The organism is Pseudomonas sp. 58 R 12 (assembly GCF_900005865.1).
Taxonomy (GTDB): Bacteria; Pseudomonadota; Gammaproteobacteria; order Pseudomonadales; family Pseudomonadaceae; genus Aquipseudomonas; species Aquipseudomonas tritici.
In genome coordinates, this window is sequence record NZ_CVTP01000005.1 from 49,832 (window position 1) to 73,852 (window position 24,021).

Annotated in this window: 20 protein-coding genes; 8 read left to right on the forward strand and 12 right to left on the reverse strand. The window is 61.3% G+C overall.

Annotation, left to right across the window (positions count from 1 at the left end; genetic code table 11):
• Positions 1-161: 161 nt before the first annotated feature.
• Entirely contained in the window at positions 162-401 is a 240-nt protein-coding gene (locus tag BFP95_RS02170) for a DUF3203 family protein (protein WP_065876318.1), read from the reverse strand.
• Between the two features lie 121 nt (positions 402-522).
• On the opposite strand from BFP95_RS02170, the gene BFP95_RS02175 reads away from it, so the two are divergent.
• Positions 523-1,014, forward strand: coding sequence for an MgtC/SapB family protein (locus BFP95_RS02175; RefSeq protein WP_065876317.1), 492 nt, complete (start codon positions 523-525; stop codon positions 1,012-1,014).
• Here BFP95_RS02175 and BFP95_RS29740 read toward each other — a convergent pair.
• Positions 992-1,168 (reverse strand): hypothetical protein, encoded by a 177-nt coding sequence (locus tag BFP95_RS29740; RefSeq protein ID WP_175403076.1) that lies wholly within the window; start codon positions 1,166-1,168, stop codon positions 992-994. The two genes, BFP95_RS02175 and BFP95_RS29740, sit on opposite strands and share 23 nt — an antisense overlap.
• 204 nt (positions 1,169-1,372) lie before the next feature.
• On the opposite strand from BFP95_RS29740, the gene BFP95_RS02180 reads away from it, so the two are divergent.
• From BFP95_RS02180 to BFP95_RS02195, 4 genes are all read left to right on the forward strand, one after another.
• A complete protein-coding gene (locus BFP95_RS02180) occupies positions 1,373-3,361 on the forward strand; it encodes an alpha-1,4-glucan--maltose-1-phosphate maltosyltransferase (RefSeq protein ID WP_065909155.1) in 1,989 nt (662 codons plus the stop codon).
• A gap of 156 nt (positions 3,362-3,517) precedes the next feature.
• Positions 3,518-6,865, forward strand: coding sequence for a maltose alpha-D-glucosyltransferase (gene treS, locus BFP95_RS02185; RefSeq protein ID WP_065909157.1), 3,348 nt, complete (start codon positions 3,518-3,520; stop codon positions 6,863-6,865).
• The gene (gene glgB, locus BFP95_RS02190) at positions 6,862-9,099 is read left to right on the forward strand and encodes a 1,4-alpha-glucan branching protein GlgB (RefSeq protein ID WP_065909159.1); all 2,238 of its coding nucleotides are present in this window, start codon (positions 6,862-6,864) and stop codon (positions 9,097-9,099) included. Before treS ends, glgB begins: the two co-directional genes overlap by 4 nt.
• A gap of 90 nt (positions 9,100-9,189) precedes the next feature.
• Complete coding sequence (locus tag BFP95_RS02195) at positions 9,190-10,317, forward strand: GGDEF domain-containing protein (RefSeq protein WP_083207214.1); 1,128 nt, start codon at positions 9,190-9,192, stop codon at positions 10,315-10,317.
• 73 nt (positions 10,318-10,390) lie between these two features.
• Here the strand turns inward: BFP95_RS02195 and BFP95_RS02200 are convergent, their stop codons facing one another.
• The 6 genes from BFP95_RS02200 to BFP95_RS02225 all read right to left on the reverse strand — a co-directional run bounded on the left by BFP95_RS02200 (position 10,391) and on the right by BFP95_RS02225 (position 18,291).
• Complete coding sequence (locus BFP95_RS02200; protein WP_065909164.1) at positions 10,391-12,571, reverse strand: ATP-binding protein; 2,181 nt, start codon at positions 12,569-12,571, stop codon at positions 10,391-10,393.
• Positions 12,572-12,722: 151 nt separating this feature from the next.
• Positions 12,723-13,574: a CAP domain-containing protein gene (locus tag BFP95_RS02205; protein ID WP_065876311.1), complete on the reverse strand. Its 852-nt coding sequence runs from the start codon at positions 13,572-13,574 to the stop codon at positions 12,723-12,725.
• A gap of 81 nt (positions 13,575-13,655) precedes the next feature.
• A complete protein-coding gene (locus BFP95_RS02210) occupies positions 13,656-14,981 on the reverse strand; it encodes an MFS transporter (RefSeq protein ID WP_065881514.1) in 1,326 nt (441 codons plus the stop codon).
• Between the two features lie 58 nt (positions 14,982-15,039).
• Entirely contained in the window at positions 15,040-16,233 is a 1,194-nt protein-coding gene (gene lhgO / locus BFP95_RS02215; protein WP_065876309.1) for an L-2-hydroxyglutarate oxidase, read from the reverse strand.
• A gap of 111 nt (positions 16,234-16,344) precedes the next feature.
• On the reverse strand, positions 16,345-17,055 hold the full coding sequence (locus tag BFP95_RS02220; protein ID WP_065876308.1) for a FadR/GntR family transcriptional regulator: 711 nt from the start codon (positions 17,053-17,055) through the stop codon (positions 16,345-16,347).
• A gap of 54 nt (positions 17,056-17,109) precedes the next feature.
• On the reverse strand, positions 17,110-18,291 hold the full coding sequence (locus tag BFP95_RS02225) for an MFS transporter (protein ID WP_065909166.1): 1,182 nt from the start codon (positions 18,289-18,291) through the stop codon (positions 17,110-17,112).
• Between the two features lie 112 nt (positions 18,292-18,403).
• On the opposite strand from BFP95_RS02225, the gene BFP95_RS02230 reads away from it, so the two are divergent.
• Together BFP95_RS02230 and BFP95_RS02235 are read left to right on the forward strand one after the other, a co-directional pair.
• The gene (locus BFP95_RS02230; RefSeq protein ID WP_065889751.1) at positions 18,404-19,312 is read left to right on the forward strand and encodes a LysR family transcriptional regulator; all 909 of its coding nucleotides are present in this window, start codon (positions 18,404-18,406) and stop codon (positions 19,310-19,312) included.
• 20 nt (positions 19,313-19,332) lie between these two features.
• The gene (locus BFP95_RS02235; protein WP_065889756.1) at positions 19,333-20,007 is read left to right on the forward strand and encodes a GNAT family N-acetyltransferase; all 675 of its coding nucleotides are present in this window, start codon (positions 19,333-19,335) and stop codon (positions 20,005-20,007) included.
• A gap of 328 nt (positions 20,008-20,335) precedes the next feature.
• On the opposite strand, the gene BFP95_RS02240 is transcribed toward BFP95_RS02235, so the two are convergent.
• Positions 20,336-20,929: a TetR/AcrR family transcriptional regulator gene (locus BFP95_RS02240; RefSeq protein ID WP_065909168.1), complete on the reverse strand. Its 594-nt coding sequence runs from the start codon at positions 20,927-20,929 to the stop codon at positions 20,336-20,338.
• Between the two features lie 69 nt (positions 20,930-20,998).
• Between BFP95_RS02240 and BFP95_RS02245 the strand changes: the two genes are divergently transcribed.
• Positions 20,999-21,598, forward strand: a complete 600-nt coding sequence (locus tag BFP95_RS02245; protein ID WP_065889758.1) for an NAD(P)H-dependent oxidoreductase — start codon at positions 20,999-21,001, stop codon at positions 21,596-21,598.
• Position 21,599: 1 nt separating this feature from the next.
• On the opposite strand, the gene BFP95_RS02250 is transcribed toward BFP95_RS02245, so the two are convergent.
• The 3 genes from BFP95_RS02250 to BFP95_RS02260 all read right to left on the reverse strand — a co-directional run bounded on the left by BFP95_RS02250 (position 21,600) and on the right by BFP95_RS02260 (position 23,978).
• Positions 21,600-21,989, reverse strand: a complete 390-nt coding sequence (locus BFP95_RS02250; protein ID WP_065876302.1) for a hypothetical protein — start codon at positions 21,987-21,989, stop codon at positions 21,600-21,602.
• A gap of 32 nt (positions 21,990-22,021) precedes the next feature.
• The gene (locus tag BFP95_RS02255; protein ID WP_065909169.1) at positions 22,022-23,278 is read right to left on the reverse strand and encodes a 3-phosphoshikimate 1-carboxyvinyltransferase; all 1,257 of its coding nucleotides are present in this window, start codon (positions 23,276-23,278) and stop codon (positions 22,022-22,024) included.
• Between the two features lie 145 nt (positions 23,279-23,423).
• Positions 23,424-23,978 carry a UPF0149 family protein gene (locus BFP95_RS02260; protein WP_065909175.1) on the reverse strand — a complete coding sequence of 185 codons (555 nt, stop codon included), beginning with the start codon at positions 23,976-23,978 and terminating at the stop codon, positions 23,424-23,426.
• Positions 23,979-24,021 lie beyond the last annotated feature (43 nt).

Here is a 24,021-nt window from a genome sequence, read left to right on the forward strand (position 1 = left end):
TCAGGCGGATGAACTATGCGCGTGGCTCTGTTTGCATAACAGACTCAGCTAGGACGATAAAAAGCGGATCAGATGGGCTATGGGGGAGTCGCTGCGACAATGTGCTGCACCCCGTGGAGCAAGGGGCGCAGCGTTGTGCGGGATGTGCTGATGCAGATCAATTAAATCAACGAACCAGGCTTGTCGGCCTTTACATGTTGACGCCCATCGTGGGCGCCCGCGACCGTCAGCGCGTCTGCCTCGGCTTCGGTGATATAGATCCGCTCGGCCGCCAATTCTACATAAGACATGGCTTTTTCGAGGTCGGTAACAATATTGACCCGGGTCGCTGGCACGCTCTGTTCCTGGCCGTTGTCATCAAGCATGAAGTAGCACAGTTGGTTTTCGATACGAATGGGCATGCCAATCTCCTGTTTTGTGAGCTATAGAAGGTTAGGGGACGGCGGCGCGCAGGGGTTCCAGGCAACTGACTGGCGGTCGCCGCTGTCCATCCTTTACCAACAATGACGAAGGACAGCTGAGATGGACGCTTGGTGGCATGAAGTGTGGCAAACCCTGCAGGCCGAATTTGCCGACATCGGCGACGCCAGGCAGCTCACCCAGATCACTGTGCGCTTGCTGATCGCCGCGATCCTCGGTGGCATTCTCGGTTTTGAGCGAGAGAGCAAGGGCAAGGCCGCCGGGGTGCGCACACACATGCTGGTGGCGTTGGGCGCTGCGCTGTTCGTGATGGTGCCGCAGATGTCTGGCAATCAGGCGGATGCCATGAGCCGGGTGGTACAGGGCGTGATCGCCGGGATCGGTTTCCTCGGCGCTGGCACGATCATCAAGGGCAAGGATGATGAAGAGGGCCATGTCAAAGGCCTGACCACCGCAGCCGGCTTGTGGATGACCGCTGCGATTGGGGTCTCGGCCGGGTTGGGCCGGGAATCGACAGCGGTTCTGAGCACATTGCTGGCCTTGGTGGTGTTCAGCGTGATGCCGAAAATCGTCAAGCGTTTCGAGAAGGACTGACGATCACCGGGGGCATGGTCGTCGGCGGTTCTTCGACCGGCGGCGGCTCATTTTCTGGCGGCTCCTTTTCCGGAATGGGCGCCGGCTCAGTGGGCGGCAGGGTCGGGTTGTCGATATTTGGGTCCGGCGTTTCAGCCGGGATTGGGATATTCATCGGTGTGGCCTCCTTTGTGCTTGGCTCCAGCGGTGGACAGCCGCCGGGCCGAATTGATTCCCGCCCAGTGGCGACACATTCACCTGAACTTTTAACAGCGGCGCAGGCTCGGACCTATAAGCGGCCCTGATCAGGGAGAGCATGGCCGCATCAGAATTCGGATCAAGCAAAGAGCGTCCATAGGGCGTAAGGGGAAGATGCTCGATGACTGCTGAAACACAGGTTCCAGAAAACGCCATATTGCCGCTGTCCCAGGCACTGTTGCTGCCCAGGATCGCTATCGAAAGCACCACCCCCGTGATTGACGGCGGCGAATTCGCCGTCAAGGCGGTGGTGGGTCAAAGGGTCAATGTCACCAGCACCGTGTTCGCCGACGGCCATGACAAGCTCGCCGTACTGATCCGCTGGCGCCCGCTGCAGGAAGAGAGCTGGCACAGCGTGGTGATGACCGATGTCGGCAACAATGGCTGGGAGGGCGCGTTCACCGTCAGCCAGCAAGGCCCCCACGAATATTGCATTGAAGCCTGGATCGATACCTTCGCCAGCTTCTGCTACGAGTTGCGCAAGAAGCATGAAGCCGGCGTACCGGTCAGCCTGGAGTTGCAGGAAGGCCGCAGCCTGGTGCTGCAGGCCGCCGAACGCAGCGACAATGAACTGCGCGACCGCCTGATGCTGCTGCACCACGAACTCTCCGGCCTGCTGGAAACCGAGCAAGTCGCGAAGTTCCTGCACGAAGACAGTGCACATCTGATGACCCAGGCCGATCACCGCGCCTATTTGAGCATCAGCGCTGTGTACCCGATTGATGTGGAGCGCGAGGCCGCGCTGTTCGCCAGTTGGTACGAGCTGTTTCCGCGCTCGATCACTGACGATCCTGCGCGTCATGGCACCTTTAATGATGTGCACTCGCGGCTGTCGATGATCCATGACATGGGGTTTGATGTGCTGTACTTCCCCCCCATCCATCCGATCGGGCGCAGCCACCGCAAAGGCAAGAACAACTCCCTGACGGCTGGCCCTGATGATCCGGGCAGCCCGTATGCGATTGGCAGCGAAGAGGGCGGCCACGAGGCCATTCACCCGCAACTGGGCAGCCGCGATGACTTCCGTCGCCTGGTGCACGCCGCTGCCGACCATGGCCTGGAAATCGCCCTGGACTTCGCCATCCAGTGCTCCCAGGACCATCCGTGGCTCAAGGAGCACCCGGGTTGGTTCAACTGGCGCCCGGATGGCACGATCAAATACGCGGAAAACCCGCCGAAAAAGTACCAGGACATTGTTAACGTCGATTTTTACGCGGCGGACGCGATCCCAGGCCTGTGGACCGAACTGCGCGACGTGGTGGTGGGTTGGGTGGAAGAGGGCGTGAAAACCTTCCGAGTCGACAACCCGCACACCAAGCCGCTGCCGTTCTGGCAATGGCTGATCAGCGACGTGCGCGCCAAATACCCGGACGTGATTTTCCTCGCGGAAGCGTTCACCACGCCGGCGATGATGGCGCGCCTGGGCAAGGTCGGTTATTCCCAGAGCTACACCTATTTCACCTGGCGCAACACCAAGGCCGAGCTGAGCGAATACCTGACGCAGTTGAACGCGTCGCCATGGCGCGAATGCTACCGGCCGAATTTCTTCGTCAATACGCCGGATATCAATCCGCCGTTTTTGCATGAGTCAGGCCGCCCGGGCTTTTTGATCCGCGCTGCGCTGGCCACCATGGGTTCGGGCCTGTGGGGCATGTATTCGGGCTTTGAATTGTGCGAAGCGGCGCCGGTGCCAGGCAAAGAGGAATACCTGGATTCAGAGAAGTACGAGATCCGCCCGCGAGACTTCACCGCCCCCGGCAACATCATCGCCGAGATCGCTCAGCTCAATCGCATACGCCGGCAAAACCCGGCGCTCCAAACGCACCTGGGCTTGAAGCTTTACAACGCTTGGAACGACAACATCCTGTATTTCGGCAAGCGCAGTGAGGATGGCAGCAACTTCATTCTGGTGGCGGTCAACCTTGACCCTTATAACGCGCAGGAGGCCAGTTTCGAGTTGCCTCTGTGGGAGTTGGGGTTGCCGGATGATGCCGAGACGCAGGGCGAAGACCTGATGAACGGCCATCGCTGGACCTGGTACGGCAAGACCCAGTGGATGCGCCTTGATCCGCAGATGCCGTTTGGAATATGGCGTATCACCACATCCTGAGCCAAGTGAAGATCAACTGTGGGAGCTGGCTTGCCGGCGATAGCGGTACATCAGTCAACACGTGCTGTGCTGACACACCCTTATCGCAGGTAAGCCAGCTCCCACATTAAACCGCGTTCATTCAGCCGGTTTTTTCAGAATTTCCAGGAGTTTCCAATGGCGAAGAAACCCAACGCTGCCACCTTTATCAAAGACCCGCTCTGGTACAAAGACGCGGTGATTTACCAAGTTCATGTCAAATCCTATTTCGACTCCAACAACGACGGCATCGGTGACTTCCCCGGGCTGATCGCCAAGCTCGACTACATCGCCGACCTGGGTGTAAACACCATCTGGCTGCTGCCGTTCTATCCTTCGCCACGCCGTGATGACGGCTACGACATCGCCGAATACCGGGGCGTGCACAGCGATTACGGGACCATGGCCGACGCCAAGCGCTTCATCGCCGAGGCGCACAAGCGCGGGCTGCGAGTGATCACCGAGCTGGTGATCAACCACACCTCCGACCAGCACCCTTGGTTCCAGCGTGCGCGCAAGGCCAAGCCGGGCTCGGCGGCGCGGGACTTCTACGTATGGTCGGATGACGACCAGAAATACGACGGTACGCGCATCATCTTTCTCGACACCGAGAAATCCAACTGGACCTGGGACCCGGTCGCCGGCCAGTACTTCTGGCACCGCTTCTATTCCCACCAGCCGGACCTCAACTTCGACAACCCGCAAGTGATGAAAGCCGTGCTGTCGGTGATGCGTTACTGGCTGGACATGGGCATTGACGGCCTGCGCCTGGATGCCATCCCGTACCTGATCGAACGCGACGGCACCAACAACGAAAACCTTCCCGAAACCCACGATGTGCTCAAACAGATCCGTGCGGAGATCGATGCGCATTACCCGGACCGCATGCTGCTGGCCGAAGCCAACCAGTGGCCGGAAGATACGCAGCTGTATTTCGGTGACAAAAAGGGCGACGACGGCGACGAATGCCATATGGCCTTCCACTTCCCGTTGATGCCACGCATGTACATGGCGCTGGCCCAGGAAGATCGCTTCCCGATCACCGACATCCTGCGCCAGACGCCGGAGATTCCCGCCAATTGCCAGTGGGCGATCTTCCTGCGCAACCATGATGAGCTGACCCTGGAAATGGTCACCGACAAAGAACGCGATTACCTGTGGAATTACTACGCCGCCGACCGCCGCGCGCGCATCAACCTGGGCATTCGCCGTCGCCTGGCGCCGTTGATGGAGCGAGACCGTCGCCGTGTCGAGCTGCTCAACAGCCTGTTGTTGTCGATGCCTGGCACGCCGACCCTGTATTACGGCGATGAAATCGGCATGGGCGACAACATCTACCTCGGCGACCGCGATGGCGTGCGTACGCCGATGCAATGGTCCATCGACCGCAACGGCGGCTTTTCCCGCGCCGACCCGGCCAGCCTGGTGCTGCCGCCGATCATGGACCCGCAATATGGCTATCAGTCGGTCAACGTCGAGACCCAGGCCCAGGACCCGCATTCGTTGCTCAACTGGACCCGGCGCATGCTGGCGGTGCGCAAGCAGTCCAAGGCGTTTGGCCGTGGCAGTTTGAAAATGCTCTCGCCGAGCAACCGCCGCATCCTCGCGTATACCCGCGAATTCACCGGCGAAGACGGGCGCCACGAGATCATCCTGTGCGTGGCCAACGTGTCGCGCAGTGCCCAGGCGGCGGAGCTGGACCTGTCGGCGTTTGCTGGCATGGTCCCGGTGGAGATGCTCGGCGGCAATGCCTTCCCGCCCATCGGCCAACTGAATTTCCTGCTGACCCTGGCACCTTATGGTTTCTATTGGTTTGTATTGGCGGCCGAGAATCAAATGCCCAGCTGGCATGTGGAGCCTGTTCAAGGCATGCCGGACTTCACCACACTGGTACTGAAAAAGCGTATGGAAGAATTGTTGGAAGAACCCTGCCGCACGTCGCTGGAGCAGACCGCGCTCCCGGCCTGGCTGCCTAAGCGCCGCTGGTTTGCCGGCAAGGACACGGCTATCGACAGCGTGCGCATTGCCTATGGGGTACGTTTTGGCGACCCGCAACACCCGGTACTGCTCAGCGAGCTGGAGGTGACCGCGGGTGGTCAGGTCAGTCGCTATCAATTGCCGTTTGGCTTCCTTGGTGAGGACCAGTTAACCAGCGCATTGCCGCAGCAACTCGCGATGGCCCGTGTGCGTCGGGCACGCGAGGTGGGCCTGGTGACCGACGCGTTCAGCCTTGAGCACTTCATCCGCGCGGTGATCCAGGGCTTGCAGGCCGGCACGGTGCTCAATTCCAGCGAAGGCGACCTGCGGTTTGAGGCCACCAAACATCTGGACGCGCTGCAACTGACGGACGAAGCACAAGTGCGTTATTTGTCCGCCGAGCAGTCCAACAGCTCAGTGGTGGTGGGCGAGGGCCTGGTGCTCAAGCTGATCCGCAAAGTCAGCGCCGGTGTGCACCCGGAGCTGGAAATGAGCGCCTACCTCACCGCAGCCGACTACCCGAATATTTCGCCGTTGCTGGGTTCGGTGATTCGCCGCGACGCCGACGGCCGAGACAACTTGCTGATGATTGCCCAGGGTTACCTGAGCAACCAGGGCGATGCATGGAGCTGGACGCAGAACAACCTGGAACGGGCGATCCGCGACGAGCTTGCCGAAGCCATCTCGGAGCAGGAACAGCACTACAACGCCCTGGGCGAACTGGCCGACTTTGCCGGATTGCTCGGCCAGCGCCTGGGTGAAATGCACGTGGTGCTGGGTGCAAAAACCACAGACAAAGACTTCAAGCCCGAAGTGACCACGGTTAAAGACACCCAGGCCTGGGCCAAGGATGTCGGCGCGCAGCTGGACCGCGCGCTGCAGTTGCTAAAGCTGCATCAAAACCATTTGAACCCTGCGGATCAAGCGCTGGTCAGTGATTTGCTGGCGCAGAAAAAGGCCATCGCCAGCCATGTTCAAGCCCTGGCGAAAGCCACGGCAGGCGGGTTGCGCATCCGCGTCCATGGTGATTTGCACCTGGGCCAGGTGCTGGTGGTGAAGGGCGATGCCTACCTGATCGACTTTGAAGGCGAACCGGCACGACCGCTGCACGAACGACGTGGCAAGCACAGCCCGTATAAAGATGTAAGCGGCGTGTTGCGCTCCTTCGATTACGCGGCGGCCATGGCGTTGAATGTACAAGGGGTGGATCACTCACCCGAAGCGGACATATCGCGCAAGCGTGTGACCGACCGTTACCTGAAAGAAGCACGCCAGGCCTTTATCCAGGCTTATCAGTCAGCGACGTCTACACTGGCGCATGACTGGCAGGATGCCAAAGGCCAGGACGCAGCGCTGACCTTGTTCAGCCTGGAGAAGGCCGCGTATGAAGTGGCTTACGAAGCGGAAAACCGCCCGACCTGGTTGCCGGTGCCCTTGCAAGGGTTACACGGCCTGTTGAGTGGGCTGACACCAATATCGAAAACTGCACGCGGTGGGGAATCGTCATGAGCTTTACACATAAAGAACCGCTGCAACCGAAGTTGACTGCACTGCCGGCGTCCAAGGACGTCGACGCACTGGTACGCGCCGAACACCATGACCCGTTCTCGGTTCTCGGGCCACATGATGATGAGCACGGCGGCCAGTTTATCCGCGCCTTCCTGCCGGAGGCCTTGAGCGTCCAGGTACTGGCGCGTGACAGTGGCGAGCAGATCGGCAGCCTGGACGCGAGCCAGGTACCGGGGTTGTTTGTCGGGCACTTCGCTACACGCCAGGCGTACCTGTTGAAAATCCAGTGGGCCGGGGGTGAACAGATCACCGAAGACCCCTATAGCTTTCAGCAACTGTTGCTCGGTGAAATGGACCTTTACCTGTTTGCCGAAGGCAATCACCGCGACCTCAGCAGTTGCCTTGGTGCCCAAGTGACCACGGTCGACGGCGTGCAAGGTGTGCGCTTTGCCGTATGGGCACCGAATGCGCGGCGCGTATCGGTGGTGGGCGACTTCAATGTCTGGGACGGTCGCCGTCACCCGATGCGCCTGCGCCATCCTTCTGGCGTGTGGGAGATCTTTATCCCACGCCTGCAACCGGGGGCGGCCTACAAATATGAAGTACTTGGCGCCAATGGGATCCTGCCGCTCAAGGCCGACCCGATGGCCTTGGCCACTCAACTGCCACCCGACACCGCCTCCAAGGTTGCCGAACCCCTGCAGGTCGATTGGCAGGATCACGAGTGGATGCAGTCACGCCTTGAAAAGCAAAAATCCACGGCGCCACTGTCGATCTACGAGTTGCACGTGGGCTCATGGCAGTGCGAACTGGACGAGGCCGGCGAAGTCGCCCGCCAATACAACTGGCGCGAGCTGGCTGCGCGGTTGATTCCCTACGTGCAGCAACTGGGCTTCACCCACATCGAGCTGATGCCGATCATGGAGCATCCGTTCGGCGGCTCCTGGGGTTACCAGGCGTTGTCACAATTCGCGCCGACGGCGCGGTTCGGTTCGCCGGAAGATTTCGCCTATTTCGTCAATGCGCTGCATCAGGCCGATATTGGCGTGATTCTCGACTGGGTGCCGGCGCATTTCCCGACGGATACCCACGGCCTTGCGCAATTCGACGGCACCGCGCTGTACGAGTATGCCAACCCGCTGGAAGGCTTCCACCAGGATTGGGACACGCTGATCTACAACCTGGGTCGCACTGAAGTGCATGGCTTCATGCTGGCCTCGGCCCTGCATTGGCTCAAGCATTTCCATATCGACGGCCTGCGCGTTGATGCCGTAGCGTCGATGCTCTACCGCGATTATTCACGCAAGGCCGGCGAATGGGTGCCCAACCGCCATGGTGGACGCGAGAACCTCGAAGCCATCGACTTCCTGCGTCACCTCAACGATGTGGTGGCCCTGGAAGCGCCGGGCGCCTTGGTGATTGCCGAGGAGTCCACCGCCTGGCCGGGCGTGAGCCAGCCGACCCAACAGGGCGGCCTGGGCTTCAACTACAAATGGAACATGGGTTGGATGCACGATTCCCTGCATTACATCCAGCAGGACCCGGTGTACCGCGCCCATCACCACAACGAACTGAGTTTTGGCCTGGTGTATGCCTGGTCCGAGCGTTTTATCCTGCCGATCTCCCACGATGAAGTGGTGCACGGCAAGCACTCGCTGATCGACAAGATGCCCGGCGACCGCTGGCAGAAGTTTGCCAACCTGCGCGCCTACCTGGCGTTCATGTGGATGCACCCCGGTAAGAAACTGCTGTTCATGGGCTGCGAATTCGGCCAGTGGCGCGAGTGGAACCACGATCAGCAACTGGACTGGTACCTGCTGCAGTACGCGGAACACAAGGGCGTGCAGAAGCTGGTCGGCGATTTGAATCGCTTGTATCGGGAGGAGCCGGCCCTGCATGAGCAGGACGACGCGCCGCAGGGCTTCCAGTGGCTGATTGGCGACGATGCGATCAACAGCGTCTATGCCTGGCTGCGCTGGAGCAAGGACGGCAAGCCGGTGCTGGTGGTGGCCAACTTCACCCCGGTGCCGCGTGAGGGCTATCAAGTTGGTGTGCCGTTTGGCGGGCGTTGGAGTGAGGTGATCAACAGCGACGCCGACATGTACGCAGGTTCCAATTATGGGAACGGTGGCGAGGTGTTTACCCAAGATGAACCACTTCATGGTCAACCGCTGTCGCTGAGGTTGAACGTGCCGCCACTTGGGGTGCTGATTCTGCGGCCAGAAACGCTTTAAAGGCTCTACCGTGCTGGATTCTGTTGTCCATGGTAGTGGCAGAGTGCCACAATAGCGCCATTGTCGAGGGCAGCAGATCAGGCGGATTTCATGAATGGCCTTGGGCGTGGGCAGGACCAGGATTGCGTTATAGAGGAGCAGGTGCGAACTGACCGTTTGCACCAGCTGTTTCGGCAGTCATTTGCCGCCATTCTCGGCAGTTTCCTGGCAGCGGTCATGCTCTGCTGGCTCTGCTGGGACCGGTTTGACCATCAGGTCATCCTGGTCTGGCTGGTGGTGTTGGCGGGCTCATCGCTGTTGCGCGTCAAGATGTTTGTAGAGTGGTTTCGCTGCCCCAACGCCGAGCGCACGCCGGATCGGTGGGAGCGCCGTTATTGGATGACGCTGGTGTTTTCCGCCGGGATCTGGGGCCTCGGCGCCTTGGCGGTGATGCCGACGGATGATCGCCTGTCCCAGGTGCTGGTCATGTTGTTTACCGTGGGCATGTCGGTCAGCGCGGTATCCTGTTACTCGGCTTATCGTTACATGACCCTGGCCTCCATGGGCCTGGTGCTGCTGCCCTGTACGCTGTGGCTGCTGTTCCAGCCGTCTTCGATGCAAGTGGGCGTGGCCATCGCCGTATTGGTGTTCTCCACCTTTGTCGTCAGCGCCACGCGCAAGTTGTCCGACGCATTGGAAAAGGCGTTTCGCCTGACCCGGCAGATGGAACGCGCCCACAATATCTCCACGCGCGCCGCACAGACCGATGAACTCACCGGCCTGATGAATCGTCGCGCGTTTTTCGAACATGCCCAGCGGTTGTATGAACAATGCCGCCATCACCAGCAGCCGCTGTGTGCGCTGATGATGGACATGGACCACTTCAAGGAAATCAACGACACCTACGGCCACCAGACCGGTGACCAGGTGTTGCGACAGATTGGCGGGGTGATCAGCGCGTCCTTTCGCAAAGCTGACGTATATGGGCGCGTGGGTGGCGAGGAGTTTGCGGTATTGCTGCCCAATACTTCGCTGGAAACGGCGCGGGGTATTGCCGAGCAACTGATCAAGGCCATTTCCAGCCTGGCCTCTGAACCCGTGCAAGGGTTGACCGCCAGCCTGGGCGTGGCGTCCACCCATGCCCAGGACCAAGACCTGCACGGCCTGATGCATACCGCCGACAAGGCGCTGTACCGCGCCAAGGCGCAAGGTCGCAATCAGGTGGCGGTGGCGGAGTAGACGCAGGGCGCAAAGCAAACTGTGGCCAGGGAGCAAGCTCCCTCGCCACAGAAGCGCACGATGTTATCCGCTTCTAGAGCATTGCCTTGCTCAGCGCCCGCGCAACCTGGTCGGCGGAGTAGGGCTTGGCCAGGAACTCGACGCCTTCATAGCCACTTTCGGCCAGCTCTTCGCTGTAGCCGGAGGTGAGCACCACCGGCAAGTCCGGGCGCCGTTGACGCAGGACTTTGACCATTGCCACACCGGTCATGCCAGGCATCACTACATCCGAAAATACCCCATCGAATGCCAGGGCATCCGCACCGGCCAGCGCAAGTGCCTGTTCGGCATCGGTGGCCGAGGTGGTCTGGTAACCCAGGTCCTGCAGGATCTGGTTGGCAAAGCGGCCCACTTCCAGGTTGTCTTCCACGATCAGGATATGGCGCTGGGTCGTATCTTGGGGCAGTGGCTGGCCTGTCGGTGTCGGTGTGTGGGGCGTCACCTGCGGCGCGACTTCGGGCAGGTACAGGGTAAACACCGTGCCCCGGTCTGGGTGGCTGGCCACGTCAACGTTACCGCCGGACTGCTTGGCAAACCCGAATACCTGGGACAACCCCAGCCCAGTGCCTTTGCCTACAGCCTTGGTGGTAAAGAACGGCTCGAAAATGCGCTCGAAGGTGTCAGCCGGAATACCGCTGCCTGTGTCAGCCAAGGAGACGGTTACAAAGGGTTGGCGTACTTGCTCATCGCCGCGGATGCGCGGCATCGCGTCCACATTGGCCACGTGCAAGGTCAGGGTGCCTTGGCCGTCCATCGCATCCCGGGCATTCAGGGCGATATTGATCAGTGCGGTCTCGAATTGGCTGGTGTCGACACGCGCATAGCAAGGCTGCTCTGGCAGTTGCACCTGTACATGGATACGCGCGCCGGTGACGCTTTCGAGCATTTCGCCGATGTTCTTGACCCGTTGCCCGACATCGAAGACTTCCGGGTTAAGGGGTTGGCGCCGGGCGAAGGCGAGCAGTTGGCTAGTGAGCTTGCTGGCGCGCTCGACGGTGTCGGAAACCGCGCCCATATAGCGTTGGCGTCGCGCCTCGGAGAGCCCGGGCTGACGCAGGAAATCCACGGACGAACGAATGATGGTCAACAAATTGTTGAAGTCATGGGCCACGCCACCGGTCAATTGGCCGATGGCTTCCAGCTTCTGCGACTGGCGCAGCGCGGCTTCGGCTTGGGTGAGGGCGGCGGTGCGCTCTTGCACGCGTTGTTCCAGGGTAGCGTTCAGCTCGGTGAACGCGGCCAGGCCTTCGCGTACGGCGGCGTCGGCACGCACCCGCTCGATATGCGCCCAGGAACGCTCGGTGACTTCGCCGACCAATGCCAGGTCATAAGGCGACCAGGCCCGGGCGGTTTTGTGGTGCACGGCCATCAAGGCGGTCAGGCGGCCGTTCTTGATGAGTGGGAAGCACGCCGTCGCCAGCACACCCAGGGCCTGATAGCTGGCGGCAACCTCGGGGGCGAACTCAATGCGATTGTCTTCGACCACCAACGGTTCACCGCCGCGCAGTTGTTGCACCGCCCTTGCGCCGAACGAGGCCAGGCTGTAGCGCCCCACGATGCTTGGCGAGCCGGGCGCGGCCCAATTGCCACGAATGGTAAAGCCGTCTTCATCGTCGTCCATATCGGCGTAGGCGCAATTGGAAACTTGCAGGTGCTCGGCAAGCAGGCGCGTAGTGATCGACATGATGCTTTGCGCATCGGTGGCATTGGCCACGGCGCTGCCCACGGCGTCCAACACGGCCAGGCGGCGGTTCAGGAATACGGTGGCGGTGGTTTCGGTGACGGTATCGAGCATGCCCACCACATTGCCCTTGGGATCACGGATGGGGCTGTAGCAAAAGGTAAAGTACGCTTGTTCGACACCCATGCCGCGCTCGATCTGCAGCGGGAAGTTCTCGATGTAAGTGGCACGGCCTTCGAATGCTGCGTTGGCGATAGGGCTGACATCGGCCCAGACCTCACGCCAGACTTCGCTGAACGGGCGGCCCAATGCATCGGGTTTATCGCCGAGGATCGGAATGAAGGCGTCGTTATACAGCATGGTCAGTTGAGGCCCCCACACGATGGATTGGGGGAAACTCGAGGCAAGGCATAACGCGACGGTGGTCTTGAGCACGTCCGGCCACTGCTCCGGCGGCCCCAGGGGCGTTTTCGCCCAATCATGCTGGCGAACCCGCTCAGCCATGTCGCTGCTGCTTTGCAGCCATTTCATCATTGCAAGAGCACCTTGTTTGCCTCGGTCTATTCATTTGCCCCAGACATCAGGCTGCCAAGCTACAGACCGGGACGGCCGCTGCCAGTTCAGCGGGATTATCCATGAGATGGCAATTTGATGCTCCCTGCATTTCAATCTGCCAGTACCGCCTTTACTGCGCGCCGAAAACCCCCGTCCAATAGATGCCTGCGTCACTCTTCGGGTCCATCGCATAGGCCGCACCCAGCTCGCGGAATTGCGGGTTCATGAGGTTGGCGCAATGGCCCGGGCTGGCAAGCCAGCCGTCCACGACCTTGCGCGGGGTGTCCAGGCCGGCCGCGATATTTTCGCCAATGGTCTTCGCGGTGTACCCGGCCAGTTCGGCGCGGTCGCCGGGGGTACGGCCGTCGTGGTCGAGGTGGTCGAAGAAGTTACCGTTGGCCATGTTGCGCGTATGGCTGTTGGCGGCGCCGGCCAGGTCTTCATTCCAGGACAATGGCGTGGTCGCGGTAAACGCCTGGGTACCGCATTGGCGCGGTTGGGCGCGGGCGGTATTGATCAGGTTGAGCAATTGCTTACCTTCGGTCTGCCAATCGCCGAGGCCGCTGGTCAGCAGCGGGCGGGCGAGCACGATGCGCCAGTCCTGGCCGCTGTTGCTCACGCCGATGTCGACAAATTGCGGGTCCAGCACCACACGGCAGAAGCTTTCGCGCACGGCCTTCATGGCTGACTGCGCATCCTTGGGCCCCGACAGGCTGATGGCCTGTACGTTGACCATCGGGTACGCGGCCCGCGCCAGCGCTTGCTGCAAGTCGCCCACATTGTTGGCGGGCAGCACCAATCGCGTGTCGCTGGCCAGCGGTGGCAGTTCCTGGGAACCCTGGTCACCGCAGCGTTGCACCTGGCTGCGGTATTGGTTGATCTGTTGGACTAGCTGACTTTCTTCATTCGCCATCGCGCTGGCGCAGAACACCGTAGTGGCGGCCAGCGTCGTAAGACCCATCATCAATGACAGAACGCGCATGGACGTTACCCTTGAGCTTGAAAGTGCCCATGATGCGCGATCCGGGTGCATCCATGCACCCGTTAGTCCGAACTTTTTCCTTTAGTTTTTGAATGCCGAGTGTTTACGGCCCTGATCGCACAAAGCGAACACCACCACCAGCGCTGCAGAAATGGCGAGGATGATCACAACGCCATCAGTGGAATGCGTGGCCGAGGCCGCCACCATCGACAAGGCACCCAGTGGCGCCAGGCCTCCCGCGATGGCCGTGCCGATTTCGCGGCCGGTGCCAAAGCCTGACGAACGGGTCTGGGTGGGGAACTGTCGGCTCAGGAACGAACCCTGGGGGGCAAACATCATCGGCGCAAGAATGCCGGTGCCCACGCCAATGGCGATGTAGATCATCAGGCTTTCGCCCGTGTTGAGCAGGGCCAGGAACGGGTAGGCGAACAGCAACGAAAACACTCCGCCGAGCACCAGCACGGTTTTGCTGCTCCACGTGTCGCACAGCCAGCCGAAACAAGGCACGGCGACGATGGCGATCAGGCTGGCGATGGTCACCGACAGCGAGGTGACGTGCACATCCACGCCTTTGAACTGGGTCAGGTACGCCAGGGAGAAGGTCTTGAAGATATAACTCAGCGCGTTGTAGCCGATGGCCACGAAGAACACCACGGCCAGGCCCTTCAGGTCGTTCTTGAACAAGGCCTTGAGGGGCGAGGCTTTTTCCTGAGTCGCTGCTTTGCTCAGCTCATTGAATTGCGGGGTTTCCGGAATGCTGTTGCGCACCCACAGGCCGACACCCACCAGGACGATGCTGCAGATAAACGGAATGCGCCAACCGCCGGCCAGCAGGAATTCGTTGCCGTTGATGGTCAGCAGGTACACGGTGAGCGATGACAGCAACAGGCCCAGGTTCAGGCCCAGCGCCGGCCATGCACCCTGGCTGCCGCGCTTGCCCTGGGAGGCGTGTTCATAGGAGGTCACCGCCGCCCCGGACAGCTCGGCACCGGCGCCCAGGCCCTGGATGATGCGGATAAACACCAGCACGATCGGCGCCCAGATGCCGATAGAGGCGTAGCTGGGGATCAGGCCGATCAGCGTGGTGCACACGCCCATCAGGCAGAAAGTCAGCACCAGCACTTGCTTGCGGCCGAACTTGTCACCCAGGTAGCCAAACAGAATGCCGCCGAATGGACGCGCGATGAAGCCGATGGCAAAGGTGGAAAAGGCCATCAACGTGGCGGTCTTCGGGTCGCTGTTATCAAAGAAGATCTTCGAGAACACAATGGCCGCCATGGTGGCGTACAGGTAAAAGTCATACCACTCCAGCATTGAGCCAAAGATCGTGGCAGCGGCGACTTTGCGCAGGCGCTTGCGGGTCTGTTCGGGCGTTTCCGTGGTGGGGATGGAGGTTGATGCCGTCATGCTGTACTTCCTTCTGGGTCTTTATAGTTATTGTCAAATGGACGCGTATTGGCGGGTGTTACTCGGGCTTGAACAGGCGGTCGGCGATCATCGCGCCGATGGGCATGGCTGAGGTGGCGGCGGGTGAGGGCGCGTTGCATACGTGGAGCATTCGCGGGGTCTGGGCGAACAGGAAATCGTGCACCAGGCTGCCGTCGCGCATCACTGCCTGGGCGCGGATACCGGCCTCGTAGGGCAGCAAATCGTCAAGGGTCAGCGACGGGCAGTACTTGCGGCATTGCGCGAGGTAGCCGGACTTGAACAGCGAGTTCTTCATCTCGGTGGTGCCGGAGCCGAGGTTCTGCCAGAGGGTTTTCCAGAAACCGGGAAAGCGGGCGTATTGCGCCACGTCGCGCCAGTTCACCGAGAACTTGCGGTAGTTCTCGCGGCCCAGGCCCAGCACGGCGTTGGGGCCGACGGTCACACTGCCGTCGATCATGCGGGTCAGGTGCACGCCGAGGAACGGCAGCTCCGGGTCGGGAATCGGGTAGATCAGGTGATTGACGATGTTGTTTTTCGACGCCGGCAGACGAAAGTATTCGCCGCGAAACGGGATGATCTGGTGGTCGATCTTTACCCCGGCCAGGGTCGCCAGGCGGTCGGACTGGAGCCCGGCACACACCACCAAGTGGCGCGCCTGCCAGGTTTCACCACGGGTGCTGACGGTGACTTTGTCGGTGTCTTCGTGGATGGCGGTGACGGTGCGTTCCAGGCAGATCTCGCCGCCGCTGCGACGGATCACTTGGGCCATGGTCTCGCACACCTGGCGGTAATCGACGATGCCGGTGGCATCCAGAAACAGCCCGCCCAGGCCGACGATGTTCGGTTCACGCTGACGCAACTGCTCGGCGTCCAGGCGCTCGACCTTCATGCCATTGAGCTGGGCGCGCGCGTACAGGGCTTCCATGCGCTGCATTTCCAGTGGGCTTGAGGCGACCAAAAGCTTGCCGCACACCTCGAACTTGATGCCGTGTTCGGTGCAGAACTGTTTGGTGGCTTCGGCCCCGCGCTTGCACAAGTCGGCCTTGAGGCTGCCGGGCGCGTAGTAGATGCCGGCGTGGATCACACCGCTGTTGTGGCCGGTCTGGTGCTTGGCCAGCACCGATTCTTTTTCGACGATCACCAACGAGGCACCGGGCTGGCGTTTGAGCAGCTCCATTGCGGTGGCCAGGCCAATGATGCCGCCGCCGATAATGCAAAAGTCATGAATCATTGTGTGAAGTCCCCAAGCGTGCACATTTCGGTCTGCTTATCAGGTTGTCAGACTAATGGTTTTGTTAAAAAAATGGCGTGTCAGGGACACGCTGTAAAAAGGGTTAATCGGTCAATGGGTGGCCGGCAATTCCAGTTGCAGGCGCCGCGCCGCCGCACGCAAGTGGGCTTCGGCGCTGGCCGCGGCGCGTTGGGCGTCGCCGTCTGCAATAGCCTGGTACAACAATTGGTGTTCCTCAGTGGCGTCGGCAGAACCGTTGGCAAAGCGCGATGCCGAGTTTTCCCAAGCGGTTTTGCGCGCACTGGCCAATTGGCTTCTTAGGAAGTCATGGAAGGCCACGAAGTAGTCATTCTTGCTGGCGTCGGCGATGGCGCGGTGGAATTCCACATCGGCCAGCGCCGCTGCTTCAAAGTTGTCGCGGTTGTCTTGCATGTCCTGCAAGGCGCTCTTCATGCGTTGCAGGTCGGCGTCGTCGCGGCGTTGGGCGGCAATCGAGGCGGCCGTGGTTTCGATCCACAGGCGCACTTCGAACATTTGCGCCAAGTCAGCGCGACGTCCGTTCTGCTGAGGAAAACGGAACACCGTGCCGGCGGGCGTCTGCGAGATAAATGAACCCAGGCCACGGCGGGCGGTGATCACGCCGTCGGCTTTGAGTTGAGCAATGGCTTCACGCACCACGGAGCGACTGACGTTGAGTTGTTCGGCCAGTTGCTGTTCGGTGGGCAGGCGCGACTCAGGCGGCAATTGGCCGGATTCGATTTCTGCGCGAATCGCGCTGACAACCCGTACGACAAGCGAATCGGGGCGCTGGAGCTCAAGCATGGGACAACCTTGTTGATCAGGTTGTCAGACAATAGTCGTTACGATTTTATCTTGTCAATGTCTGTGTCGTATCGCACCTGCGAGCAGGATCACACCCAGCGCCACGCCGAAGGTGACGTGCAGGCCGTTGGCCACTGATTGCGCGGTGGCGTGAGTCACCTCCGGCGTGGCCCAGGCGAACACCGCGCCGAGGGCCGACGCGCCGACAATCAAGCCGAGATTGCGCGACAGGTTCAGCAGGCCGGAGACAGTGCCTCGGTTCGCTGGCTGCACATCCTTCATTACAGCGGTGTTGTTCGCGGCTTGGAACAGGCTGTAGCCGGTGGTCAGAATGACCAGCGCACCCAGGTACATGAACAGCCCCGAGGTGAATGACAGCAGCAGTGCGCCACAGGCCAGCACGCCCAGCCCGGCGAGTGTCATGCGTCGGCTTCCGAGGCGGTCGGTCAGGCGGCCGGCGGGTACGCCGGTCACGGCCGCGATACACGGCCCGACCGCCATGGCCAGGCCCATCCACTCAGGCGCAAGCCCCAGGCCACGGGACAAATAAAACGGCCCCACCACAAAGGTGGCCATGATCACGGCGGCCACCAAGGCACTCATGGCCAGGCCGGCGCGCAACGAGGCGTCCTGCAATGCCGACCAGAAGTTTGAGCCGGTGGACGATGGCTCATGCTGCCGATCGACCGGTAAATAACGATAGGCGAGGGCGACCGCCATCAACCCCAGCGGAACGCCGACCAGGAATATCGAGCGCCAGCCCCAGACGCTCAGTAACACACCACCGACGCTGGGCCCCATGGCGGTACCGACGGCCGACATCGTGCCCAGCAAGCCCATCACTCGCCCCGTACGTTGCTTAGTCACCGTGTCACCCACCATCCCCAACGCCATCGCCATCATGACTGCCGCGCCCAACCCTTGCAGGACGCGCGCGACAATCAGCCATTCAAGCGCAGGTGCCATGCCGCACAGCCCACACGCCACGGCGAACAGCAGCAGCCCCGCAAGCAGCAACCGTCGACGGCCCAGTCGGTCGCCCAGGCGTCCGGCACTCACAATCACCGCCGTGATCGCCAGCAGGTAGGCCAGCACCACCCACTGCACGGCGTGGAAAGACGCATCGAACGCCCGCGCCAGGCTGGGCAGGCCGACGTTGGCAATGCTGGTGCCGAGGGAGGCCAGCAACATGGAAAGCGACAGGCTGACGAGGCTGCCGCGTGAGGCGTTATGCATGGGGAATCCTTGAATGAAGGCAACTGTCGCAAATCTACGGCGTGGCCTAACATGGCGGAAGACGCATGGGTTGCAGTTAATACCTGCGCGTAACGCCTGATAAGGAACGCCGATGCCCGATCTCAATCTGCTGGTCACTCTGGATGTATTGCTTGCCGAAGGCAGCGTCGCCGCCGCGGCCAGGCGCTTGTGCCTGAGCCCTTCGGCGATGAGCCGTGCGTTGGCACGCTTGCGTGAAACCACCGGCGACCCGTTGTTGGTGCGCGCCGGGCGCGGCTTGGTGCCGACGCCAAGGGCAGTGGAGCTGCGCGAACAGGTCAGCCGCCTGGTGCAGGAGGCCACTGCGGTGCTGCGCCCTGTGCAATCGGTGGACATGGCTCAGGTCGAACGCACGTTTACCTTGCGTACCAGCGAAGAGTTCGTCGAAAACTTCGGCCCGGCGTTGCTCGCCCGCATCGCTCAGGATGCACCCGGCGTGCGCCTGCGGTTCATCAACAAGACCGATAAAGCCAGCGCGTTGCTGCGTGAAGGCAGTGTCGACCTGGAAACCGGCGTGGTCGACCCCGCCGCCAGCCCGGAAGTGCTGACCCAGGCATTGTTTCGTGACCGTCTGGTTGGCGTAGTGCGCAGCGGCCATCCGATCAGCCAGGGCGAGGTGACTGTCGAACGCTATGTCAGTGGCCAGCATGTCTACGTATCGCGCCGTGGCCAGGCGCGGGGGCAGATCGATGACGTACTTGAAGCCATGGGCCTCACGCGGCAGATCAGTACCCTCGTCGCCGGTTTCGCCACCGCCATTGCCCTGGCTCGCGACACCGACCTGATCGCCAGCGTGCCCGAGCGCTACACCGTCCATCAACGTGAAGGGCTGCACACCTTTGTGCTGCCGCTGGCGTTACCCACGTTTACCGTGGCGATGCTCTGGCACCCCAGGCTGGATGCCGACCTTGCCCATCGCTGGTTGCGCGGATGTTTGCGTGAGGTGTGCAGGCTGCAACGGGTACAATCGCCGCTGCCTTGATGCTAAACCCAGGAATTTGCATGTTCAGCCTTACCCGCTACACCACACCGTGCCCCGAGCCTGTGAATGGCCAGATCCTGCAGATGGTGGTGGACAACCTCACCGACATCAGCAGCGTGGGGCTGCCGCCGAGCAACCTGCTGTACAACATCTACCAATACGCCACCGGCTTTGAAGTGCACCTGTACCTGGAAGCACTGAACGGTTCAAAGGGCATTGCCGTCGAGTTGGTCGTGGCGACCGATGCGCAAGACCCGGAAAAGGTCATTGGCTTTGTGCTGTCTCTGCCAGTGAAGGATGACCCCGAGGCCTGTGGCGTCGCGTTCATGGCGGTGCAAGTCGGTTACCGGCGCCAGGGTGTGGCACGCGCGATGATGCGCGACGTGTTGAGTCGTTATCCCCATGCGGAGCTGGCGTGCTCAGTGGAAAAGGTGCCGGCGTTTGAAGGCATGGGCTTTCAAGTGCGCGGCGCGCGCGGCACCCAGGTGCTGATGAACACGCGGGACTATGGCACCGATGGCCTGATGGGCGTGCTGGACGTGGCAGCGATCTACAACTCGCTCGAAGTGCGGCAGATTCATACGTACCTGCTGCAAAAGCACGGCAAGCGAGCGATGGTGGATGCGGAAAAGCAGCGCGATCGGCACCTTGATCAGTTGGCGCGCAAGGTTCAGTTGTTTGTGGCTGGGCACTGACTCGCTTGTTGTCGTGGCCCAAGTGCACTTGTAGTGAGCGGGCTTGCCCCGCGCTGGGCTGCGAAGCGGCCCTAAATCCTGATATCGCGTTCTACCTGAAAAAACGCGGCGGCCTTATTGGGGCCGCTTCGCAGCCCAGCGCGGGGCAAGCCCGCTCACTACAGTGCGATGTGGCCTTGTCAGTCACCCTTTCAGTGGCAGAATCACCGCGATCGCAGGCAAGCCAGCTCCCACATTTGAACCTCATTTACACCTGATAGGGCTTGAGCGACTATCAGGCCGCCACGGGAGCAAGCTCCCTCGCCACAACAGCCCAAGTAGCAATGACCTAAACGCGGCCGCGATTAACCATCGCCAGTATGGTCGCCAACAACTCCTGCTGCGCCTCTTCACGACTGATCTCGCCACTGGCTGCCGCCTGGGACAGCGCCTCTGCAGCCCCCAGCATCGCCCGCAAACCGGCCTGGGATAAGCGCCCAAAGGGCGACAGCGCAGCGCGGCACTTGTCGAGGAAGATCGCCTCGTACTGGCGCTTCAGGGCTTCCAGCTCCGGCGAGCTGCTGAGTGCCGCAATCACCCCCGGAATTTCCCGGCCCTGCAATAACACACAATCCACATAGGACTCGGCGATCACCCAGGCCCGATCCTCAAGGGTGGCGCTGCTGGCCGCTATGGCGTTGGCAAATACCCGATCCTGGCGCGCATCAAAATCCTCATACAACGCAACCAGCAACCCGGCACGGGTAACGAAATGGTCGTAGACCACCGGCTTGGTCACCCCTGCCAGTTCTGCCAGGCGGCCAAGGGTCAGGGCTTCGGTGCCTTCATCGCGCACCAGGTGCCAGGCCACATCCAGCAATTGGCGCAGGCGGTCTTCGCGGGACAGGCGACGACGTGGGGTAGGGGATTCACTGCTTGACATGCTTATGTACCAAAAGTAACTTACTAATCGTAACTTAAGTCCAGCGTAACCCCAAAGGGAGTCAATGTCATGCACGCACTCATCGTTGTTGCTCATCACGACCCGCAATCCCTCACCCATGGCGTGGCTGCCCAAGTCGCCGTTGGCCTGACAGCCGCGGGTCACACCTACGAAATCGCCGACATTGCCGCCGAAGGTTTTGACCCGCGCTACACCGCTGCCGACCATCTGGTCCATCGCAGCCGCGCCACGCCACCGGCCGACGTACTGGCCGAACAGGCGCGCATCGACCGCGCCGATGCCTTGGTGCTGGCGTTTCCGATTTACTGGTGGTCGTTGCCGGGCCTGCTCAAGGGCTGGATCGACCGCGTCTTCATCAATGGGTGGGCGATCGACTACAGCCCCGATACGCCGGTGGTGAAGAAACTGCGGCACTTACAGGTGCACCTGCTGGCCTTGGGCGCCGCCGATGACGATGCGTTTGACCGACACGGCTATGCCAAGGCAATGCGCACGCAGATCGACTACGGGATCTTCGACTATTGTGGCGCGCAGGTGGTGACGTCGCAGCTGATGCTGGAATCGGAAAGCGGCGGGGCGCAGGTGCATCTGCAAAAGGCCAAGACCGTGGGCCAGGGTCTGTTCGAGAGCGAGACGGTCGCCGGTTGATTCAACCTTCGCGAAACAGGTCGTGGGCATCCAGCAGGCGGTAGGCGATCTCTGGTCGTTTCTCCAGGCCTCGGCGGATCGCGGCCGGGATCGATTGGCGGGTTTTGCGGCACATGCCCGGCAGTTCGTCGATCACGATCTGGATCCCGCGCATGCTCTTGACCTCGGTGTGGCCCGGTGCGATATGCACGCGAATGCCCAATTGCTGGTACATCAGCTGTTGCAGGCGTTCCAGGTCTTGCAAGCTCTTGAGGTCTTCAAGGCGGTCGAGCAGTTTCTTCTCTTCCTGACGCGTCAGGTTGAGGATGCGCAAGTCGGCACCTGGCGCTTGCAGCAGGTCGTCGCGGTCGCAGACGCAAGCGCCGGGTGGGCAGGGTTGGCGAATCGTCATGTGCACTGCCTCCCCATTCCGACGCTGATCGCTCAGTAGGTCAGCACGACCCCAAGACTGCCCAAAGCCCTCCAGTACTCAGGATAGGTCTTGGCTACGCAGTCCGGGTCCTGAATACGGATGCCCGACACTTTCAGCCCGGCCAGGGCAAAGCACATGGCGATGCGGTGGTCGGCGTGGGTGTCGATCAGCGCGTTGCACGACGTGCCGGCCAGCGCAGGATCACTGGCGACCAGCAGGTCGTCGCCCTCGATGGTCGCCAGGCCCGGGCGGATCTCGTTCAGGCCGTCATGCAGCGCTTGTACGCGGTCACATTCCTTGACCCGCAGGTTGGCGAGCTCAGTGAAACGCACCGGGGTGTTGTTGAACGCAGCGAGCACCGCCAGGGTCGGGATGGCGTCCTGCATCTGCGAGCCGACCACGGTCGCCTGCATGTCTGGGAATTGCGCGATCACGGCCTGCGCCTTGGCGTCCGGCTGGGTAAAGTCTTGCGCGGCTACGCCGATGTCGATGCGGCCACCGGTCAACACTTCAGCGGCCCACAGGTAAGTGGCGGCGGAGGCGTCGGGTTCGATCAGATAATCATGGGCGCTGTAGCCGGTAGGGGCGACGCGCCAGGTGGTGTCGTTGACTTCTTCAACCTGGGCACCGAAGGCACGCATGCAGTCCAGGGTCAGGTCCACATAGCCACGCGCACCGATGTCCTTGCCGGTCAGCGCCACTTCAATCGGCGCTTCACCGCAGGCGGCGAGCATCAGCAGGGCCGATACGTATTGGCTGGACAGGCCGCCGTCGATCTCGAAGCGCTTGGCTTTGATTTTGCCTACGCCGTGTACGGTGACGGGTGGGCAACCGGTGGGGCTGTCAACCTGGATACCGTTTTGGCCGAGGGTCGCCAGCAGCGGGCCGATCGGGCGTTTTTGCATGTAGTCATCGCCGTCCAGCACAACGGTGCCGTCAACCGTGGCAACGGCAGCGGTGAGAAAGCGCATCGCGGTGCCTGCGTTGCCGAGGAACAGCGGTTGACCCGGCAGTTGCAGTTTGCCCTGGCCGGTGACGACGAAGGTGGTGTCGTCCGGCTCGTCGATGGTTACGCCCATTTGGCGCAGGGCCACTGACATATGGCGGGTGTCATCGCTTTTGAGCGCGCCGCTGAGGCGGCTGGTGCCCTTGGCCAGGGCGGCCAGCAGGAGGGCGCGGTTGGTAATGGATTTGGAGCCGGGGGGCGCGACCTTGCCATTGAGGGGGAAGTTGGGCGGTGTAACGGTCACGGTTTTCTGCGAACTCAAGGTACAGGGCTCCTGATTCAAGGCAAGGTGGCACGGAGTGGCCGACAGTCGGACTCGAATAATCGGGTATAGATGCTGTGCTTGTCGAGCCTGCGTTCGGCCAGCGTGTTTGACGGGGCGCCTGAGATCAAGATCAAAAGCCAAATTATCGTTTTGTCAGCCAGTAATCATGCAGCGCCCGCGCTGCCGGTTCGATTTGGCTGACACGCTGCTGGTGCGCCTGCACATCCAGGTCTGCCGGCAGTTCGAAATTGTCCTGCTCGGCGCACCAGGAAATTTTCTCCAGTGCTGCGGCTTGCACGGCTGGCAGTTCCGGCCAGTTGCCGATGGCGGCGCCGCGGATGTAGCCAAAGCACCATTCTTCGGCGAGGGTTACGGTTTGGCCCTGGTGTTCGGTTTCATCGAAGCGGGCCTTGAAACCCTTGGCATCAATCGCCAGTTGTTCGGCCAGGGTGTTGATATGGCGAACGCACAGTTCGAGGAAGCGTTGCGCTTCGTCCATGTTGTCCCATTCCGGGTTCTGGCCACCCCAGATGGCCGGGAACCACTCAGCCACATCCACCTGGACCGGGCTGGAAACCAGCGCGGTGAAGTAGCCGTCGAGTTCGGCCAGGTTCAATACGGAATGGTCGTCGCCGTATTTGAGCAGGGCATCTTCGATCGATTCGAATTCGGCGGGGGCGAGGGGTTGGGCGTGCATGGGCATATCCTTTAAACGTCGAGCGCCGCGCGTGGGGCGGCTT

What these genes read in the sequence shown, in the direction of transcription:
- BFP95_RS29740 (WP_175403076.1), bottom strand. Translation starts at nt 1,168, where the DNA reads ATGAATATCCCAATCCCGGCTGAAACGCCGGACCCAAATATCGACAAC.
- lhgO (WP_065876309.1), bottom strand. Translation starts at nt 16,233, where the DNA reads ATGATTCATGACTTTTGCATTATCGGCGGCGGCATCATTGGCCTGGCC.
- BFP95_RS02260 (WP_065909175.1), bottom strand. Translation starts at nt 23,978, where the DNA reads ATGCACGCCCAACCCCTCGCCCCCGCCGAATTCGAATCGATCGAAGAT.
- BFP95_RS02180 (WP_065909155.1), top strand. Translation starts at nt 1,373, where the DNA reads ATGACTGCTGAAACACAGGTTCCAGAAAACGCCATATTGCCGCTGTCC.
- BFP95_RS02205 (WP_065876311.1), bottom strand. Translation starts at nt 13,574, where the DNA reads ATGCGCGTTCTGTCATTGATGATGGGTCTTACGACGCTGGCCGCCACT.
- BFP95_RS02175 (WP_065876317.1), top strand. Translation starts at nt 523, where the DNA reads ATGGACGCTTGGTGGCATGAAGTGTGGCAAACCCTGCAGGCCGAATTT.
- treS (WP_065909157.1), top strand. Translation starts at nt 3,518, where the DNA reads ATGGCGAAGAAACCCAACGCTGCCACCTTTATCAAAGACCCGCTCTGG.
- BFP95_RS02235 (WP_065889756.1), top strand. Translation starts at nt 19,333, where the DNA reads ATGTTCAGCCTTACCCGCTACACCACACCGTGCCCCGAGCCTGTGAAT.
- BFP95_RS02245 (WP_065889758.1), top strand. Translation starts at nt 20,999, where the DNA reads ATGCACGCACTCATCGTTGTTGCTCATCACGACCCGCAATCCCTCACC.
- BFP95_RS02170 (WP_065876318.1), bottom strand. Translation starts at nt 401, where the DNA reads ATGCCCATTCGTATCGAAAACCAACTGTGCTACTTCATGCTTGATGAC.
- BFP95_RS02240 (WP_065909168.1), bottom strand. Translation starts at nt 20,929, where the DNA reads ATGTCAAGCAGTGAATCCCCTACCCCACGTCGTCGCCTGTCCCGCGAA.
- BFP95_RS02225 (WP_065909166.1), bottom strand. Translation starts at nt 18,291, where the DNA reads ATGCATAACGCCTCACGCGGCAGCCTCGTCAGCCTGTCGCTTTCCATG.
- glgB (WP_065909159.1), top strand. Translation starts at nt 6,862, where the DNA reads ATGAGCTTTACACATAAAGAACCGCTGCAACCGAAGTTGACTGCACTG.
- BFP95_RS02220 (WP_065876308.1), bottom strand. Translation starts at nt 17,055, where the DNA reads ATGCTTGAGCTCCAGCGCCCCGATTCGCTTGTCGTACGGGTTGTCAGC.
- BFP95_RS02210 (WP_065881514.1), bottom strand. Translation starts at nt 14,981, where the DNA reads ATGACGGCATCAACCTCCATCCCCACCACGGAAACGCCCGAACAGACC.
- BFP95_RS02250 (WP_065876302.1), bottom strand. Translation starts at nt 21,989, where the DNA reads ATGACGATTCGCCAACCCTGCCCACCCGGCGCTTGCGTCTGCGACCGC.
- BFP95_RS02230 (WP_065889751.1), top strand. Translation starts at nt 18,404, where the DNA reads ATGCCCGATCTCAATCTGCTGGTCACTCTGGATGTATTGCTTGCCGAA.
- BFP95_RS02195 (WP_083207214.1), top strand. Translation starts at nt 9,190, where the DNA reads ATGAATGGCCTTGGGCGTGGGCAGGACCAGGATTGCGTTATAGAGGAG.
- BFP95_RS02200 (WP_065909164.1), bottom strand. Translation starts at nt 12,571, where the DNA reads ATGATGAAATGGCTGCAAAGCAGCAGCGACATGGCTGAGCGGGTTCGC.